This window comes from Brevibacillus sp. BD137, assembly GCF_041644655.1.
In the GTDB taxonomy this organism is placed as follows: Bacteria; Bacillota; Bacilli; order Brevibacillales; family Brevibacillaceae; genus Brevibacillus; species Brevibacillus brevis_D.
This window is the reverse complement of the sequence record NZ_JAOTNO010000001.1, coordinates 85,965-102,121: the sequence shown is the minus strand read 5'-3', so window position 1 is coordinate 102,121 and position 16,157 is coordinate 85,965. Positions and strand designations below refer to the sequence as shown.

17 protein-coding genes are annotated in these 16,157 nt (G+C 46.4%); all 17 read left to right on the top strand.

The features are described from left to right. Positions 1-2: 2 nt before the first annotated feature. The 17 genes from flhA to pyrH all read left to right on the top strand — a co-directional run bounded on the left by flhA (position 3) and on the right by pyrH (position 16,157). The gene (gene flhA, locus ODZ53_RS00465; RefSeq protein WP_199928438.1) at positions 3-2,045 is read left to right on the top strand and encodes a flagellar biosynthesis protein FlhA; all 2,043 of its coding nucleotides are present in this window, start codon (positions 3-5) and stop codon (positions 2,043-2,045) included. Continuing rightward, the gene (flhF, locus tag ODZ53_RS00460) at positions 2,042-3,388 is read left to right on the top strand and encodes a flagellar biosynthesis GTPase FlhF (RefSeq protein WP_372675541.1); all 1,347 of its coding nucleotides are present in this window, start codon (positions 2,042-2,044) and stop codon (positions 3,386-3,388) included. Before flhA ends, flhF begins: the two co-directional genes overlap by 4 nt. Positions 3,389-3,392: 4 nt before the next feature. Next, positions 3,393-4,256 carry a MinD/ParA family protein gene (locus ODZ53_RS00455; protein WP_015891739.1) on the top strand — a complete coding sequence of 288 codons (864 nt, stop codon included), beginning with the start codon at positions 3,393-3,395 and terminating at the stop codon, positions 4,254-4,256. A gap of 31 nt (positions 4,257-4,287) precedes the next feature. Beyond that, positions 4,288-5,403: a protein-glutamate methylesterase/protein-glutamine glutaminase gene (locus ODZ53_RS00450; RefSeq protein ID WP_372675540.1), complete on the top strand. Its 1,116-nt coding sequence runs from the start codon at positions 4,288-4,290 to the stop codon at positions 5,401-5,403. A 21-nt stretch (positions 5,404-5,424) separates the two neighbouring features. Then, entirely contained in the window at positions 5,425-7,449 is a 2,025-nt protein-coding gene (locus ODZ53_RS00445) for a chemotaxis protein CheA (RefSeq protein ID WP_173605003.1), read from the top strand. Positions 7,450-7,465: 16 nt separating this feature from the next. Continuing rightward, positions 7,466-7,942 carry a chemotaxis protein CheW gene (locus tag ODZ53_RS00440; RefSeq protein WP_015891736.1) on the top strand — a complete coding sequence of 159 codons (477 nt, stop codon included), beginning with the start codon at positions 7,466-7,468 and terminating at the stop codon, positions 7,940-7,942. 5 nt (positions 7,943-7,947) lie between these two features. Then, positions 7,948-8,574 (top strand): chemotaxis protein CheC, encoded by a 627-nt coding sequence (locus ODZ53_RS00435; protein ID WP_015891735.1) that lies wholly within the window; start codon positions 7,948-7,950, stop codon positions 8,572-8,574. Next, positions 8,561-9,046, top strand: a complete 486-nt coding sequence (locus tag ODZ53_RS00430; RefSeq protein WP_372675539.1) for a chemotaxis protein CheD — start codon at positions 8,561-8,563, stop codon at positions 9,044-9,046. Before ODZ53_RS00435 ends, ODZ53_RS00430 begins: the two co-directional genes overlap by 14 nt. A 3-nt stretch (positions 9,047-9,049) precedes the next feature. Continuing rightward, complete coding sequence (locus ODZ53_RS00425) at positions 9,050-9,433, top strand: hypothetical protein (protein ID WP_199928445.1); 384 nt, start codon at positions 9,050-9,052, stop codon at positions 9,431-9,433. Between the two features lie 16 nt (positions 9,434-9,449). Next, positions 9,450-10,238, top strand: coding sequence for a FliA/WhiG family RNA polymerase sigma factor (locus ODZ53_RS00420; RefSeq protein ID WP_015891732.1), 789 nt, complete (start codon positions 9,450-9,452; stop codon positions 10,236-10,238). A gap of 31 nt (positions 10,239-10,269) precedes the next feature. Further along, entirely contained in the window at positions 10,270-11,688 is a 1,419-nt protein-coding gene (locus ODZ53_RS00415; RefSeq protein WP_372675538.1) for a flagellar assembly protein A, read from the top strand. 46 nt (positions 11,689-11,734) lie between these two features. Continuing rightward, a complete protein-coding gene (locus ODZ53_RS00410; protein ID WP_199928447.1) occupies positions 11,735-12,073 on the top strand; it encodes a hypothetical protein in 339 nt (112 codons plus the stop codon). A 23-nt stretch (positions 12,074-12,096) separates the two neighbouring features. Beyond that, positions 12,097-12,621 (top strand): DUF6115 domain-containing protein, encoded by a 525-nt coding sequence (locus tag ODZ53_RS00405; protein ID WP_015891729.1) that lies wholly within the window; start codon positions 12,097-12,099, stop codon positions 12,619-12,621. Then, a complete protein-coding gene (locus ODZ53_RS00400) occupies positions 12,596-13,291 on the top strand; it encodes a DNA polymerase III subunit gamma/tau (RefSeq protein WP_372675537.1) in 696 nt (231 codons plus the stop codon). The genes ODZ53_RS00405 and ODZ53_RS00400 overlap by 26 nt, the downstream gene beginning before the upstream one ends. Positions 13,292-13,538: 247 nt before the next feature. After that, entirely contained in the window at positions 13,539-14,249 is a 711-nt protein-coding gene (gene rpsB / locus ODZ53_RS00395) for a 30S ribosomal protein S2 (RefSeq protein ID WP_015891726.1), read from the top strand. A gap of 137 nt (positions 14,250-14,386) precedes the next feature. Next, positions 14,387-15,274, top strand: coding sequence for a translation elongation factor Ts (gene tsf, locus ODZ53_RS00390; protein WP_015891725.1), 888 nt, complete (start codon positions 14,387-14,389; stop codon positions 15,272-15,274). 160 nt (positions 15,275-15,434) lie between these two features. Next, positions 15,435-16,157: a UMP kinase gene (gene pyrH / locus ODZ53_RS00385; RefSeq protein WP_199928450.1), complete on the top strand. Its 723-nt coding sequence runs from the start codon at positions 15,435-15,437 to the stop codon at positions 16,155-16,157.

Genomic DNA, 16,157 nt, shown 5'->3' with positions numbered 1-16,157 from the left:
CAGTGGGATTCAAATTTAAAGAAGTTGGTACGATCCTTTTTGTCATAAGCATTGTTGTCATGATGGTAATCCCACTTCCTTCAGCGCTTCTTGATTTGCTGTTGATTTTGAATATCTCCCTTGCATTGACCATCTTGCTTGTGTCGATGTATACAAAAGAGACTTTGGAATTCTCGATCTTTCCGACGGTTTTGCTTATTACAACACTTTTTCGACTAGCCCTAAACGTGTCGACGACGAGAAATATTCTCTCGCACGGTGAAGGCGGTAAAGTTATTGAAACGTTCGGTAGCTTTGTAGTCGGTGGTAATCAAGTCGTCGGTTTCGTCGTGTTTCTGATCTTGATCATCATTCAGTTTATCGTAATCACCAAAGGTTCTGAGCGTGTCGCTGAGGTAGCAGCGCGTTTTACGCTCGATGCGATGCCTGGTAAGCAGATGAGTATCGATGCGGATCTGAATGCAGGAATGATCACAGAAGCTGAAGCACGTGTCCGAAGAAAAAAGATTGAGAACGAAGCTGACTTTTATGGAGCAATGGATGGTGCCAGCAAATTCGTAAAAGGGGACGCCATCGCGGGTATTATCATTTTTATCGTAAATATTATTGGTGGTTTTATTATCGGGATGCTCATCCACGATATGAGCTTTGCTGAGTCTGCCTCTCGTTTCACTACCATGTCTGTCGGTGACGCATTGGTGAGTCAGATTCCAGCGCTCTTAATCTCGACTGCTGCGGGTATTATTGTAACGCGTTCCACTTCTGGTGAAGGTTTGGGAGAAGACATCGTCAAGCAAATGTTCAGCTTTCCGCGTCTTCTCTATATCGTATCTGGATGTATGCTATTACTGGGACTCTTTACACCGATTGGAATTCTGCCTGTGCTTCCGGTTTCCGGGATCATGGCATTTGCTGCTTGGAAAATGGAGAAGAACCAAAAGATGCAAATACAGGAATCCGCCGACAAGGTGGAAGAGCAGCAAATGGAAGAAGTACGCAGTCCCGAAAGCGTCGTGAACCTGCTGCAGGTCGATCCGATCGAATTTGAATTCGGTTATGGCTTAATCCCGCTTGCTGATGTGAAGCAGGGTGGAGATCTGCTAGATCGAGTCATTATGATTCGAAGACAAATCGCACTCGAGATGGGGATCGTTGTACCGGTTATTCGTATACGTGACAACATCCAGCTTCGACCGAATGAATACATGATCAAAATAAAAGGCAACCAGGTCGCTAAAGGGGAAATCATGCTGGATCACTATCTGGCGATGAGCCCGGGGATTGAAGATGATTCCATTGTTGGGATAGAAACCGTAGAACCTGCGTTTGGATTGCCCGCATTATGGGTAACAGAAGAGAATAAGGAGATTGCTGAGCTGTCTGGCTATACAGTTGTCGATCCGCCATCTGTTGTGGCTACACATCTGACAGAGGTCATCAAGCGACATGCCCACGAATTGTTAGGTCGCCAAGAGACAAGGGCCCTGATCGACAATGTTCGGGAGACAGCACCAGTTCTCGTAGACGAGCTGATTCCAAGTTTGCTCGCCATTGGGGACGTACAAAAAGTATTGCAAAAGCTGTTGCGTGAAAAAGTCTCTGTTCGAAATCTCCACGTCATTCTCGAGGCTCTTGCGGATCATGCCTTGTATACAAAAGATCCGGATGTACTGACAGAATATGTGAGACAAGCGATGTCGAGACAGATCACACTCCAATTTACGGAGCCAGGACAACCACTTCGCGTGCTTACAGCTGGAGCAGGATTGGAAAAAGCAATCTCCGAACGTGTGGAACAGTCTGAGCAAGGAAGCTATCTGGCGATGGATCCGGAAACGTCTCAGCGAATTTTCCAAAACATGTCGACTGAAGTGAGCAAAATGATCAACTCGGGTCAACAGCCGATCATTCTATCATCACCAGCAGTTCGAATGTACTTGCGTCAATTAGTAGATCGCATGATGCCAGACGTTCCCGTTTTGTCGTACAGCGAGCTCGAACCACATGTTGAAGTGCAAAGCGTAGGGATGGTGAACATTTCGTGAGGGTAAAACGTTACATTGTCGATTCGATGCCAGAAGCAATGGAAAAAATCAGGACGGACTTAGGAATGGATGCAGTGATTCTGAATTCTAAGCCGATCAAAACAGGTGGATTGTTCGGGATGTTTGGCAAACAACGAATCGAAGTAATCGCTGCTGTCGATGAAAAGGCATCCGAGCGAGAAAATTCCACAGTAGCAGCTGAACATCGAACCAACAACGTTTTGCCCAAATCGCAGACAGGTACGTACACGGCTGCTCAAGCGTATCGAAGACCGACTGTTACCAAAACATCAGAGAATCAACAAGCTGAAACTACAGGTAGGGAGCAGGTCGTAGCTGCGATGACACAAACCGCGGTTGCGACGCTTCCAAAGGAAGAGATCACAGATACGAGAGCTATGCCAAAGCAAGGCGAGCCAACTGAGCAGCATGTTCCTGTCACGACTTCCCAAGAAAGAGCTTTACCCGCAAGCAATCATGACGCGATTGCTACTGAAATGCGAGATATGCGTCAAATGTTTCAAAAGCTGTTGGTGCATGACTTAAGCGAACAACTTCCTCCAGCGGTTCAGTCTATTCGTGCACAGCTATTGAAGCAGGAAGTGACTGAAGAGCTGACAGCGGAAATCATTCGCCAAATAATGGAAAAGTCGCAACCGGGTGAAAAGTGGACGGAGGAAGAAGCGTTTACGGTATGCCGAACAATCATCACTTCCATGATCGAGCCGTATACAGCATCTTCGCCAAGGCTGGGTAAGAACGTACGGTATGCTTTCTTTTTCGGTCCGACAGGGGTAGGAAAAACAACGACCATTGCCAAGCTTGCGGCGAACAGCATGTTGAAGGAAAAGCGAAAAATCGGCTTTATCACGGCGGATACGTATCGAATGGCTGCTGTAGAACAGCTGAAGACGTATGCAAACATCCTGAATGTCCCGCTGGAGGTTGTCTTTTCTCCGAGAGAAATGGCGGCAGCGATGGAGCGCTTAAGTGATTGTGACCTCATTTTTGTAGATACGGCTGGACGAAATTTTCGCAACGATGAGTACGTCGAAGGCATTCGTGAATTGCTGGAGCATGGAAATGACAGCGTGAACTACCTAGTACTTAGCTTAAGCTCCAAATTCAATGATATGAAAGCGATCGTCCAAAATTTTGCGGAAGTTCAAGTGAAGCAAGTCATTTTTACAAAAGCGGATGAAACGAACAGCTTTGGCACGATGTTGAATGTTTGTCAGGAGATGAATCTACAGCTCTCCTATGTAACGACAGGTCAAAATGTACCAGATGATATCGTTGTAGCTACACCCGAGCTGGTTTCAACGATGATTATGGGAGAGTAAACAGATGCGTGACCAAGCAGAGCAACTCCGTGAGAGGATGCTACAAAACAAGAAGACACGGCCGACTAGACTGGTGACAGTGACGAGTGGAAAAGGTGGTGTCGGCAAGTCCAATTTCAGCCTGAATTTTGGACTTGGTTTGATTGAGAAGGGTCATAAGGCGGTTTTGTTTGACTTGGACCTGGGTCTGGCAAATCTGGATGTATTAATGGGAATTACCCCAAAAAAGCATCTGTTTCATTTGCTAGAGCCAGATACGACTGTTTGGGACATTATCGAGCACGGGCCTGGAGGCTTAGAATTCATTGCGGGTGGTTCTGGCTTTACGCAGATCATGCAGTTAGATGATGAGAAGCTTGATCGCTTATTCTCACATCTGGACCCATTACAGGGCTATGCTGACACTATCATTTTTGATACGGGAGCAGGTTTTTCAAAAGAATCCATGAGATTCATGCTCTCCTCAGACGAGGTCATCCTTGTTACCACTCCCGAACCACCAGCGATAACAGATGCATATGCAGTCATCAAGATGCTTCACTCACGTAACCCCGCTGTTTCCATTCGATTGGTGATAAACAGGGCGTCGTCGGAGAGAGAAGGGAAAATGACGGCAGACAAGCTTGCGATGGTTTCCAAACGTTTTTTGAATATGGATATTCAGTCGCTTGGATATGTTTCGGATGATCCTTATGTTTCTAAAGCTGTTAAACTGCAGCGTCCTTTTCTACTTACATATCCACAATCGCAAGCTGCGAGAAGCATACGAAATCTGGTAGAGCGGTACTTGGATCGTCCGGTTACTACAGATGATTCTATCAGTGGTCTCAAAGGTTTTCTTGCGAGGTTGAGGCACTTCATACGATGAGACACAAAAGTAGGAAGGGAGCGACATTCGAATGAGCAAAATCCGCGTTCTCGTCACGGACGATTCTGCATTCATGCGTAAAGTGATTTCGGACATTTTATCTACGGATCCTGAGATTGAAGTGATCGATCGAGCCAAAAATGGACTCGAATGTATAGAAAAATGTAAGCAACTGGCGCCGGATGTTCTCACACTCGACATTGAAATGCCAGTCATGAATGGTTTGGACGCTCTGGAAAAGCTGATGAATGAGTGCCCAGTTCCGATCGTCATGTTGAGCAGCCTGACGAAAGAAGGGGCAGAAGCTACGATTCATGCGTTGGAACTAGGTGCGTTTGACTTTGTAACAAAGCCTTCTGGACCAATTTCTCTCGACATCCACAAGGTGGGCGATCGTCTCATCGAGCGCGTGAAGGCGGCGGCAGCATCGAAAGTACGTTTGAAACAGCAGATAACTCGGGTAGCCAAACCGGTATCTTCTGAATCAAAAGCAGCACCTGTTACACCGGTAACTCCAGTAATACGTACGAAAATACCGAGCCCGCCTGCTGTGATACGGTCACAAGTGGGTGGAAAGGCAAGACTGGTGGTTTTAGGTACTTCAACAGGTGGTCCTAAAGCATTGCAAAGTGTACTAACTGCAATTCCGGCGAATTTTCCGGCACCAATTGCCATCGTTCAGCATATGCCAGCAGGTTTCACAAAATCGTTAGCAAATCGACTGGACTCGTTATGCCAAAATCGAGTAACCGAAGTTGTCGATGGCGAGTATTTGGAAAATGGGACAGCGTACATCGCTCCAGGAGGCTTCCATTTCGAAGTTCGTCAAGTGAATGGGAGACTACAGGCCTATTTGCATCAAGAGGAGCCACGAGGCGGACACAGACCATCTGTCGATATCCTGTTTGAATCAGTCAGTCAATTGACAAATGTAGACAAATGGGCAATCATCATGACAGGCATGGGGAATGATGGGACTAAAGGGCTAAAGCTCATGAAGGAGCTTGGCCATGTCACAAGTATTATCGAAGATGAGTCGAGCTGTGTCGTATACGGAATGCCACGAGCAGCCATTCAAGCAGGCTTGGCAGACAACGTGGCCCCATTGGAAAAGATTCCAGAGCTGTTGTGCAAGCTCTTGCACTGATTTTTGGGAGGTGGATCACCTATGGATATGAATCAGTATTTGGACATGTTTATTGAGGAGTCAAAGGAACACCTACAGGCGATCAACGCCAACTTGTTACTCTTGGAAAGTGATCCGGGTAACATTGGCCACGTCAAAGAGATTTTTCGTTCCGCACATACATTGAAAGGTATGTCGGCAACTATGGGCTTTGAAGACATGGCGAGTTTGACTCACGAAGCAGAAAATGTATTGGACCTGATTCGCAATCAGAAGTTAACGATTACCAGCGACATCATGGACGCTATTTTCCAGAGTGTAGATTTGATTGAAGGCATGGTCATCGATATCACAGAAGGCGGAGACGGTTCCGCGGATGTAACCGCTATTGTAAAGAAGCTGCGAGCGATTGTAGCGGGAGACTTTTCAGCTGAGCAGGAAGTAGCAGCTGCTACGATGGCTGTGGAAGCACCGCAAGAGGAAAGTACACCAGCTGAAGATCATGAGCTGGATGACTATGCCATGATGGTCTTGAAGCAGTCTCAGGAGCTCGGTAATAATGTTTTGTGGATCAAAGTGACTTTGAATGAAAACTGCTTGCTCAAAGCCGCTCGCTCTTACATGGTTTTTGATCAATTGGAATCCATGGGTGAAGTGATCAAAACGAAGCCAGCTGTTGAAGATATCGAGAATGAGCGATTTGAACAATCGTTTGAAATCGCCTATGTGACGGAGCAATCGATTGAAAAAGTACGTACTACGATTCTTAACATTTCGGAAATCCAAGATGTGACAATCGAAACGATTCAAATGAAGAGTGAAGCTCCGCCTGCTCCTGTAGTACAACAGACACCAGCACCAGCTGAAAAAGGAGCAGCAGAAGCTCCTCAAGCACCCGTGAAGAAGGCGACGGCTGGTGGTAAAACCATTCGTGTGGATATCGAACGCTTGGATATCTTGATGAATCTGTTTAGCGAATTAGTTATTGACCGCGGTCGTTTGGAGCAGTTGGCGCGGGAGATCGGAAAGAACGAACTACAGGAAACCGTGGAGCACATGAGCCGGATTAGTGGCGATTTGCAAAACATCATTCTGACCATGCGCATGGTACCGGTGGAGCAAGTATTCAATCGTTTCCCACGTATGATTCGTGATCTGCAAAAAGATCTGAATAAAAAAGTGAATCTGGAGATCATCGGTGCGGAGACAGAATTGGACCGTACCGTCATCGACGAAATCGGGGACCCACTCAATCACTTGCTGCGTAACTCGCTTGACCACGGAATTGAGTCTCCAGCAGATCGGAAAAAGGCGGGGAAGCCAGAAGAAGGAAAAATCGAGCTCCGCGCTTTCCACAGTGGGAACCACGTATTTATTGAAGTAAAAGATGACGGTGCTGGAATCAATAAAGATAAAGTCCTCAAAAAAGCGCTTGAGAGAGGCATTGTCAATCCTGCTACTGCAGATAGCATGAGCGACAAGCAAATCCACGAATTGCTTTTTGCAGCAGGCTTTAGTACAGCGGAAGTTGTTTCTGATATTTCCGGTCGTGGTGTTGGATTGGATGTCGTGAAGTCCAAAATTGAATCGTTGGGCGGTAGTGTCGGCGTAGATTCTGTGCGCGGTCAGGGCACGACTTTCCTCATTCAATTGCCACTTACTCTCTCTATCATTTCCGCGATGCTGGTACAAGTGAAAGATGAGAAGTACGCTGTCCCACTCAGCTCCATCATTGAGACGGCTGTATTTAAAAAAGATCAAATCATGATGGCTCACCGCCAAAAAGTGATCGACTTCCGGGGACGTGTAGTTCCGCTCGTTTCGCTGCAGGACATTTTCCAAGTGCCTGATAATGGGGAAACGACGGAAGATGAAGTGGCAGTCGTCATCGTACGTAAAGGTGAGAAAATGGCAGGCCTTGTCGTCGATTCGTTCATCGGTCAACAAGAGATTGTTCTAAAATCTCTCGGCAAATATCTGGTTAATGTATTTGCTATTTCAGGTGCAACGATTCTGGGAGACGGTCAGGTCGCGCTCATCATAGATTGTAACTCGCTGATTAAGTAGAAGGAGGGGCAGCCACATGCTCGATCAAAAAGAAGTCATTAGCGAAGTCAAAGTGATTGTCTTTCGGTTGAAGGACGAAGAGTATGGCGTAGAGGTTCATCAGGTCAAATCTATTGAAAAGCTGGAGCACATTACAAGAGTTCCTCGAACGCCTAGTTTCGTCAAAGGGGTTATTAATCTGCGCGGCGTTGTGACACCGATTATTGACCTGCGCAATCGTTTTAGTCTCGAAGAAAGCGTCTATTCCGAAACCACTCGAATCATTATCGTGGCCGTAGGTGAATTGGAAGTGGGTCTCATTGTAGATGCTGCAAATGATGTTATCGATATACCAGTTGATGCGATTGAACCGCCTCCAGAGGTTGTTGGTGGTGTGGAAGCTGCTTATTTGAGAGGCGTCGCTAAGCTGGATAAACGACTGTTAATCCTCTTAAACCTCGATAAAGTATTGAGTACTGAGGAAATCAAGCAGTTGGACGCAATTGAGGGGTAAGTAAAATGGGCGATTTTACGAAGTTTGGGGATTTCCAATTTGACGTTTTACGGGAAATCGGGAACATCGGTGCTGGTCACGCTGCCACTGCTCTCTCCAAGCTCATACAAAAAGAAATCGATATGAAAGTTCCACAAGTCAAGATTATCTCCTTCGACGAAGTGGCAGATTTTGTAGGAGGAGCGGAAACTGTAGTAGTGACCGTCTTCCTCCGGGTTGAAGGCGATTGTCCAGGTAACATGTTTTTTATCCTTGATCTGGAGTCTGCCAAGCACCTGCTCGAACAAATTACAGGAATTAATAAAGATGTGTACGAGTGGGAAGAGTTGGAGATCTCGGCGCTGCATGAGATTGGCAACATCTTAACAGGTTCTTATTTATCATCGTTAGCTGATTTTACACGCTTAAATTTACAGCCGTCCGTACCTGCACTCGCTGTGGATATGGCTGGAGCTATTCTAAGTTACGGATTAATAGCGTTGGGTCAAGCGGGTGACTTTGCCCTCACGATTGACACCGCTTTTTTCGAAGGCAATGATCAAGTAAAAGGGAACTTTTTCTTAATTCCTGATCCTGAATCGCTCCCAATACTATTTCGTTCATTAGGGGTTCCGTTCGATGGAGATTATTAAGATAGGGATGGCTGATCTCGGTGTGGCAAAGCCGCCGAGCAAGCTACGTACTACCGGTTTAGGTTCTTGCGTAGGGGTAGTGCTCTACGATCATATCCATAAAATTGCAGGTATGGCACATGTTATGCTCCCTGAATCGACTTTGGCTAAAGGCGGGGAGTTAACGATAGGAAAATATGCGGATACAGCAATCCCTCATCTGATTCAGTTGATGGTGAAGGCTGGTGCGGAGACCAGACACACAGTTGCGAAATTGGCTGGAGGCGCACAAATGTTCGCGTTTTTAGGGAATAATGACACCATGCGGATTGGGCCTCGGAATGTAGAGGCGTGCAAACTAGCATTGAAGGATGCTCATATAAAGATCGTGGCAGAAGATACAGGGGGAAACTGCGGTCGGACAATAGAGTTAGATGCCACAAACGGCATTCTTCAAATCAGGACCGTAAATCAAGGTATGAAGGAAGTATAACAAATGTTAGGAACCATTTGGACTAATTTTGGATTAGGGATGCTCGCATTTCTTGTAACGCTGGGTACGGCTGTGGCTAGTAATGTCTGGCTCGTATCTCTGGAGAGGGCAGGTATTGCATTTGTCCTATTCTTCCTCGCTGCATTTCCAATTCGTTGGCTGCTCGCAACGTTCATACAGGCATCTACTCCACCAATGGTTACGGATTCGCTAGAGGGGACAAGCTCTCCTCTAGCAGAAGGTGGGGTTGTTCTGGAAATTGGACAACAATTGGAACAGGAAGATGAAACATTTGCACCAACCTCAATCGACAAGATGGAAAGGATTCATCCTACTGAGGATCCAGCCACCGTTGCAGAGGTCGTTAGGCGCTTATCAGATGAGTAAAGGTTGGTGACTATTCGTGGCACGGCTAACCAGTCAAGAAAAAGCAAAAGAGTTCGATAAATGGGTCATGTGGAAGCAAGAGGGAAGTCGGGAGGCCGAGGTTGACTTGATCACGCGTTTTTTGCCACTGGTAGATAAGGTGGCAAATCGGTTGGCAATTAATCTGCCAGCCAATGTGGACAAGGATGACTTGATTAGTTATGGGCGCTTTGGGCTATTGGACGCTTTGGCTAAATTCGATCATACCCGGGGTCTCCAATTTGAGACGTACGCCATGTGGCGGATTCGTGGTGCAATGATCGATGGACTACGCGAGAACGACTGGATCCCTCGTACTGTTCGGGACAAGGCCAAAAAAATCGAAGAAGCATACACCACCTTGGAACAGCAAATGCTGCGAATGCCAACCGATCAAGAAGTGTCTGATTATCTGGGAATAAGCAAAAAGGAGCTTCAACAGGTTTTCTTGGAAACCTCTCTTGCCAGCATGGTTTCTATCGATGAGGCAGTAGGGGATGAAGATGAACAAAAAACAGCAAGACATTCGTATATCATCGACGAGCTCACACCTCGCCCTGATAATGTGGCGGAAGTATCCAGCTTAAAAGAGGTTCTTGTAACGGTCATCGATAAGTTGCCTGAAAAGGAACGACTGGTTATCTCCTTGTTTTATTTTGAAGAAATGACCTTATCAGAAATTGCGGAAATCATGAGCTTGTCACCTTCAAGAATATCCCAGTTGCACTCCAAAGCTCTTTTCCGACTTCGTTCTGCGTTGTCCAGATGGAAATCGCAATTGATGTGAGGGGCCATTACCCAAGCTTGAGAGGGGTAGAATGATGGAAGGGATCGGGAAATATAAAATAGACGTAAAAGTTTCCGCTGATAAATTGGAGGCTGAAGTACTTCTACGTGTAGACGAACAAGATATCGATGAAATCGTCATCTTGGAAACAGATGTATATAAAGCATTGCAAGCAAGCAATGTGAAATATGGAATTCTTGATGATGTAGTTCGGGACGTGTGCACTTTACCCGCGAAGTATGCAAACGCGAGAGTAAAGGTTGCTCAAGGGGTTGCGCCTGTGGCGGGAACCGATGGGACTATCGAGTACCCTTATTTAGCATCTATTAATGAAGGGGAAGGTCCTAAAGAGCTAGAGGATGGCCGAGTTGATTTTTATAATGTGACGACAATCCCTAATGTAGCAAAAGGACAACTCTTGGCACGTAAAATACCAGCAAGCCAGGGTGAACCAGGCACAGCAGTTACCGGAGAGCCCATCGCTCCCAAAGCCGGCAAGGAAATAAACATGAAGCCTGGGAAAAATGTTGTGCTCAATCAAGAGCGGACGATGCTTTACGCTGCTATTGACGGACAAGTCTCTTTTACGGAACAGTCAAAAATGAACGTGTTTCCCGTATTTGAAGTAAACGGCGATGTTGATTTTGGTGTTGGCAATATTGATTTTGTGGGAACGGTGGTCATTCGCGGGAACGTATTGAATGGCTTTCGCGTAAAGTCATCAGGAGATATTCGCGTACTTGGCAGTGTAGAAGGCGCCGAGTTGTACGCGGAAGGCTCCATCGAGATCAAAAGCGGAATTGTTGCCCAGGACAAAGGCTGCATTGTTGCAGGGAAAGATGTCCGGACATCGTTTATCCAAAACGCCAATGTAACAGCTGGCAATCAAGTGATTGTTTCACAAAGCATCATGTTCTCAACTGTACGAGCCGGAAAGCAAATCATTTGCAAAGGGTCAAAAGGCTTTATTATTGGCGGCGTGCTACAGGCTGGGGAAAAGATTGTGGCAAGAGTATTTGGGAACAGCAGCGCCACACCTACGATACTCGAAGTAGGAGTAAAACCGGAATTAAGACAAGAACTGGCGAACATTCAAAAAGAACTACAAAATGTGTATGAAAATTTACGCAAAACAGATCAAGGCCTTGGCGTTATGAATCAGATCCTTCAAGTCAGCAAAGAACTTCCAGCAGACAAACGACTCATGCAAATCAAGCTAACCAACACTCGTTTGGTTCTGGAAAAAGAAAGCAAGGAATTGGAAGCACGCAGAAATGATATTGAACTCGAGCTAAAAGGGGAAGGCCCAGCAGCTATTGAGGCATATCATGTGATGTATCCAGGAATTAAAATGACGTTCGGAAAGCTGGTGCACTTTATCAAGCACGAGTATGCGAGAACCCGATTTATCGTGCTGGACGGTGAAATTAGCACAGCAACTCTTATCTAATCCAGGATGCGTACATACTTAGTGTGACAAAGGGAGTTGTGGCCATATGAGTTTGAAAGCGGTTGAATTGCAGGTGGCAATACCACGCACGTTAGAAGTCAGCCGAATTCAGGAGCATCAGCAACAACGAACCATGCATGAACAACAATCAATGATTGATCAGCGAAGAGACCTGGATGAACATATGCGCCAGCGCCCGAGCGATCTTGAGCAATCACAAAAAAACCAGATACGCGAACGAGAAAAAAAACAGGGGCAGCAAGAACATCAGGACAAAAAAGAATCCACTGGGAGCCAATTGTCCGAATCGAGCGAAGGTGTATCTACGAATGCTGACCTCATGAGAGATCCAATGCGTGGACGGATTATAGATATTTCTTTATAAATGAAGTCAAGCCAGAAATAAAGGTGGACAACATGGACGTAGTGTATCCCATCCTGATTGGAGCAGGAATGATCAGCATGCTTCTTGCTTTTGTTATTAATAAGAAGCAGCCTGTTGACTCCTTTTCCTCATTACCGACACAACGCACGACGGACAAGGACGAGCTCGAAAAAAGCGTGCAGCGTCTTCAAAAACAGGTAAAGCAAGAAACCAATCTTCTTGCGGCAGAATGGCAGGAAATGAGAGCGGATCTTCTTGAGGATATCGCTGGTTTGCGCACACGCTTAGACAATATGGAAGAACAATGGCAAAAGAGTTCGAGTCACAAACCAGAAGCTCCAAAGGATACGAATAGGATAGAACCAGCACCTCAAGTTCAAGAGGTGGATATGCTGGCCTTGCGAGAACGTTATCGCCGTGCCTTTGAACTGAGTAAGGAAGGTTTGTCTCGGGATGAGATCGCAAAACGACTCGGTGCCGGCAGAGGGGAAATCGATTTGATCTTTTCCTTGGCTGACAGGCATGAGCGAGGTCTTGCCGATGCGTAAACAAGAGCTATTATTTGGATTTGGAGCAGGACTGATTGTGGCTACCTCCATTATCGGACTGATAGCGCCTAAGCAGACTGCGCAAGCCCCAGCCATGTCTGTAGATCAAATGAAGGTAGCTGCACAAGAGCTGGAAATGGTCGTACTTACGGCAGAAGAATACAAACAGTGGCAGGAAGAAAAGAAAGTAAACGTACAGCCAGCTCCTGGAGTGCCTAAGTCGCCAGTTACGCCAAAGGTAGGTCAAACAGCGACGCCCGTGACAAAGCAACCACAAACGCCAACTGTACAGCCAACGACTCCTGGAGCTACATCGGAACAAAAGGTGAATCCGCCAACAAATCCAGTGAGTAAGGACAGCCAGGCTATTCCAACCGTACCGAATACGCAGACACCAACGTCTCCCAATACGGTGGCACCTAAAGCTCCGACAGTGGAAGCACCTGTAGCAGATAAAAAGGTTTCTTTCACCGTTCCTTACAAAGCAACTGCAGAGGATGTAGCGCAGATTCTCGTAAAGGAAGGAATCCTTCCTGCCGAAAATCAATTTGTGTCCCAGCTACGAGCGAGCGACAAGCTAAATCGTATTCGTGTCGGTACCTATGAAGTGTCGACCGCCGCTAAGGAAGCGGATATCGTCAAGTTGATAACAACGCCGCCTAAAAAATAGGCGGTTTTTTTCAATGTAACCAAATGTGTCCTTTTGTCGTCAGCCAAGAAGGGTCAAAACTTTTTTTACGAAATAAATGGAATTCGTTTGTTGCAATTGAAACTCCCATATGATATATTCATTTACGGTGTTGAAATCGCACGTCCACCAATTCCAGCAACGGTGCTGCCAATGGCAGAATTGCTTGGAAGATGCGGTGAGGCGGAGGTAGGCATCACAAAAACCATCTTTGAAGGAGGTGTGAAATATGGCAGTAATTTCGATGAAACAATTGCTCGAGGCTGGTGTACACTTCGGTCACCAAACTCGTCGTTGGAACCCGAAAATGGCTCGCTATATCTTCACCGAACGTAACGGAATCTACATTATCGACCTGCAAAAAACCGTTAAAAAAGTAGAGGAAGCGTACAACTTCGTACGTGAACTCGCTCAAGACGGCGGAAAAATTCTCTTCGTTGGTACGAAGAAACAAGCACAAGAATCCGTTAAAGAAGAAGCAGAACGCACAGGTCACTACTTCATCAACCAACGTTGGTTGGGTGGTACTCTGACAAACTTCACAACCATCAAAAAACGTACTGCTCGCTTGGCTGAGCTGAAGCGTATGGAAAACGATGGTACTTTCGCAGTATTGCCTAAGAAAGAAGTTATCGTTCTGCGCAAAGAAATGGATCGTCTGGAAAAATTCTTGGGCGGTATCGCTCACATGGATAAACTGCCTGACGCTCTGTTTGTCATCGATCCTCGTAAAGAGCGCATCGCTGTAGCAGAAGCTCGTAAATTGGGTATCCCAATCGTAGCGATCGTAGATACTAACTGCGATCCAGATGAAATCGATTATGTGATCCCAGGTAACGATGACGCAATTCGCGCTGTGAAATTGCTCACTGCTAAAATGGCAGACGCTCTCCTGGAAGGAAACCAAGGTACAGAGCAACAAGCAACAACAACTGCGTAAGCATGTGTGTTAAAGGGTGGACTGAGGGTGTCAGAACCCCCGTCCATCCTTTTTTGCTGAATAGCGTCGCCGAGGTTAACAGGTGACTTGCTTTTCGATTATAATAGGATCGTAACTTTTCGAGGAGGTTTCACTCAATGGCAATTAGTGCACAAGCGGTTAAAGAACTGCGCGAGCGTACAGGCGCAGGTATGATGGATTGCAAACGCGCGCTGGAAGAAACAGCAGGCGACATGGAAAAAGCAATTGACTTGCTCCGTGAGCGCGGTGTAGCGAAAGCAGCGAAAAAATCCGGACGTATTGCAGCTGAAGGTTTGACTGCGACAGCGGTAGCTGGAAACGTAGCAGCAGTTGTAGAAGTAAACTGCGAAACTGACTTCGTTGGTAAAAACCCTGAGTTCCAAACACTCGTGAAAGACATCGCTGAGCACGTTGTATCCCAACGTCCTGCATCTGTTGAAGAAGCTCTGGAGCAACCTTTCAAAGGTGCTGGCGAGACTTTGGGTCATGTAATCAACGAGAAAATCGCGACTATCGGAGAAAACATCTCCTTCCGTCGTTTTGCACTCTCCGAGAAAACAGACAACGGCGTTTTCGGTGCTTACCTGCACATGGGTGGCCGCATCGGCGTTCTGGTTACTTTGGAAGGTACACAAGACGAAACACTGGCTCGCGACCTGGGCATGCACGCAGCAGCGTCTAACCCTCGTTTTGCTAACCGTGAAGAAGTTTCCGCTGATGAGATCGAGCGTGAGCGTGAAGTTCTGAAAAACCAAGCACTGGCTGAAGGTAAACCTGCTAACATCGTTGAGAAAATGGTAGAAGGCCGCCTCTCCAAATTCTTCGAAGAATACGTACTGGTTGAGCAACCATTCGTAAAAGATACTGACAAGAAAGTAGCTGTACTTCTGAAAGAAGCAGGTGCTACCTTGAAAGGATTCGCTCGCTTCCAAGTTGGCGAAGGTATCGAGAAGAAACAAGAAGACTTCGCAGCTGAAGTAATGGCTCAAGTTAATAAGCAATAATAAAGGTTATAGGGAACACCTTCGTGTTCCCTATTTTCAAAGCGAAAGTTTCACTTTGTGTGAAACTTTCTGCATGTAAATAGCAAGTGTGTACCTGTTCCCAATTAGAAGGAATGAAGACTGGGCACAGAGAATGATTCATGAATGGAGGCCGTTTCACATGCCACTTCCTGCCTATAAACGGGTTGTGTTAAAGTTGAGTGGGGAAGCTTTGGCGGGGGACTTAGGGTATGGAATTGACCCAAAGATAATCTTCTCCGTCGCTAACCAGATCAAGGAAATCGTAGAATTGGGTGTACAAGTCGCAGTAGTCGTCGGAGGAGGTAACATCTGGCGCGGACTTTCCGGCAGCTCAAAAGGAATGGATCGGGCAACAGCCGATTACATGGGGATGCTGGCCACAATTATGAACTCACTCGCCTTGCAGGATGGGTTAGAAAAAGTGAACGTCCCGACTCGTGTTCAAACCTCGATTGAGATGAGACAGGTAGCAGAACCATACATACGCCGTCGTGCCATTCGTCATTTGGAAAAAATGCGTGTGGTCATCTTCGCTGCCGGTACTGGTAACCCTTATTTTTCAACGGATACGACTGCTGCTCTGCGTGCAGCTGAGATTGAAGCTGAAGTGATCCTGATGGCGAAAAACAAGGTAGACGGTGTATACTCTGCAGACCCAAGCCTTGACCCGAACGCTAAGAAGTACGACCAGCTGACATTCCTGGAAGTGCTGAATAAAGGTTTAGGTGTCATGGATTCAACAGCATCCAGCTTGTGCATGGATAACAGTATTCCGTTGATCGTCTTTAACATTTCTGAAGAAGGTAATATTCGTCGGGCAGTAATGGGCGACAAAATCGGTACTCTAGTGAAAGGGGAATAA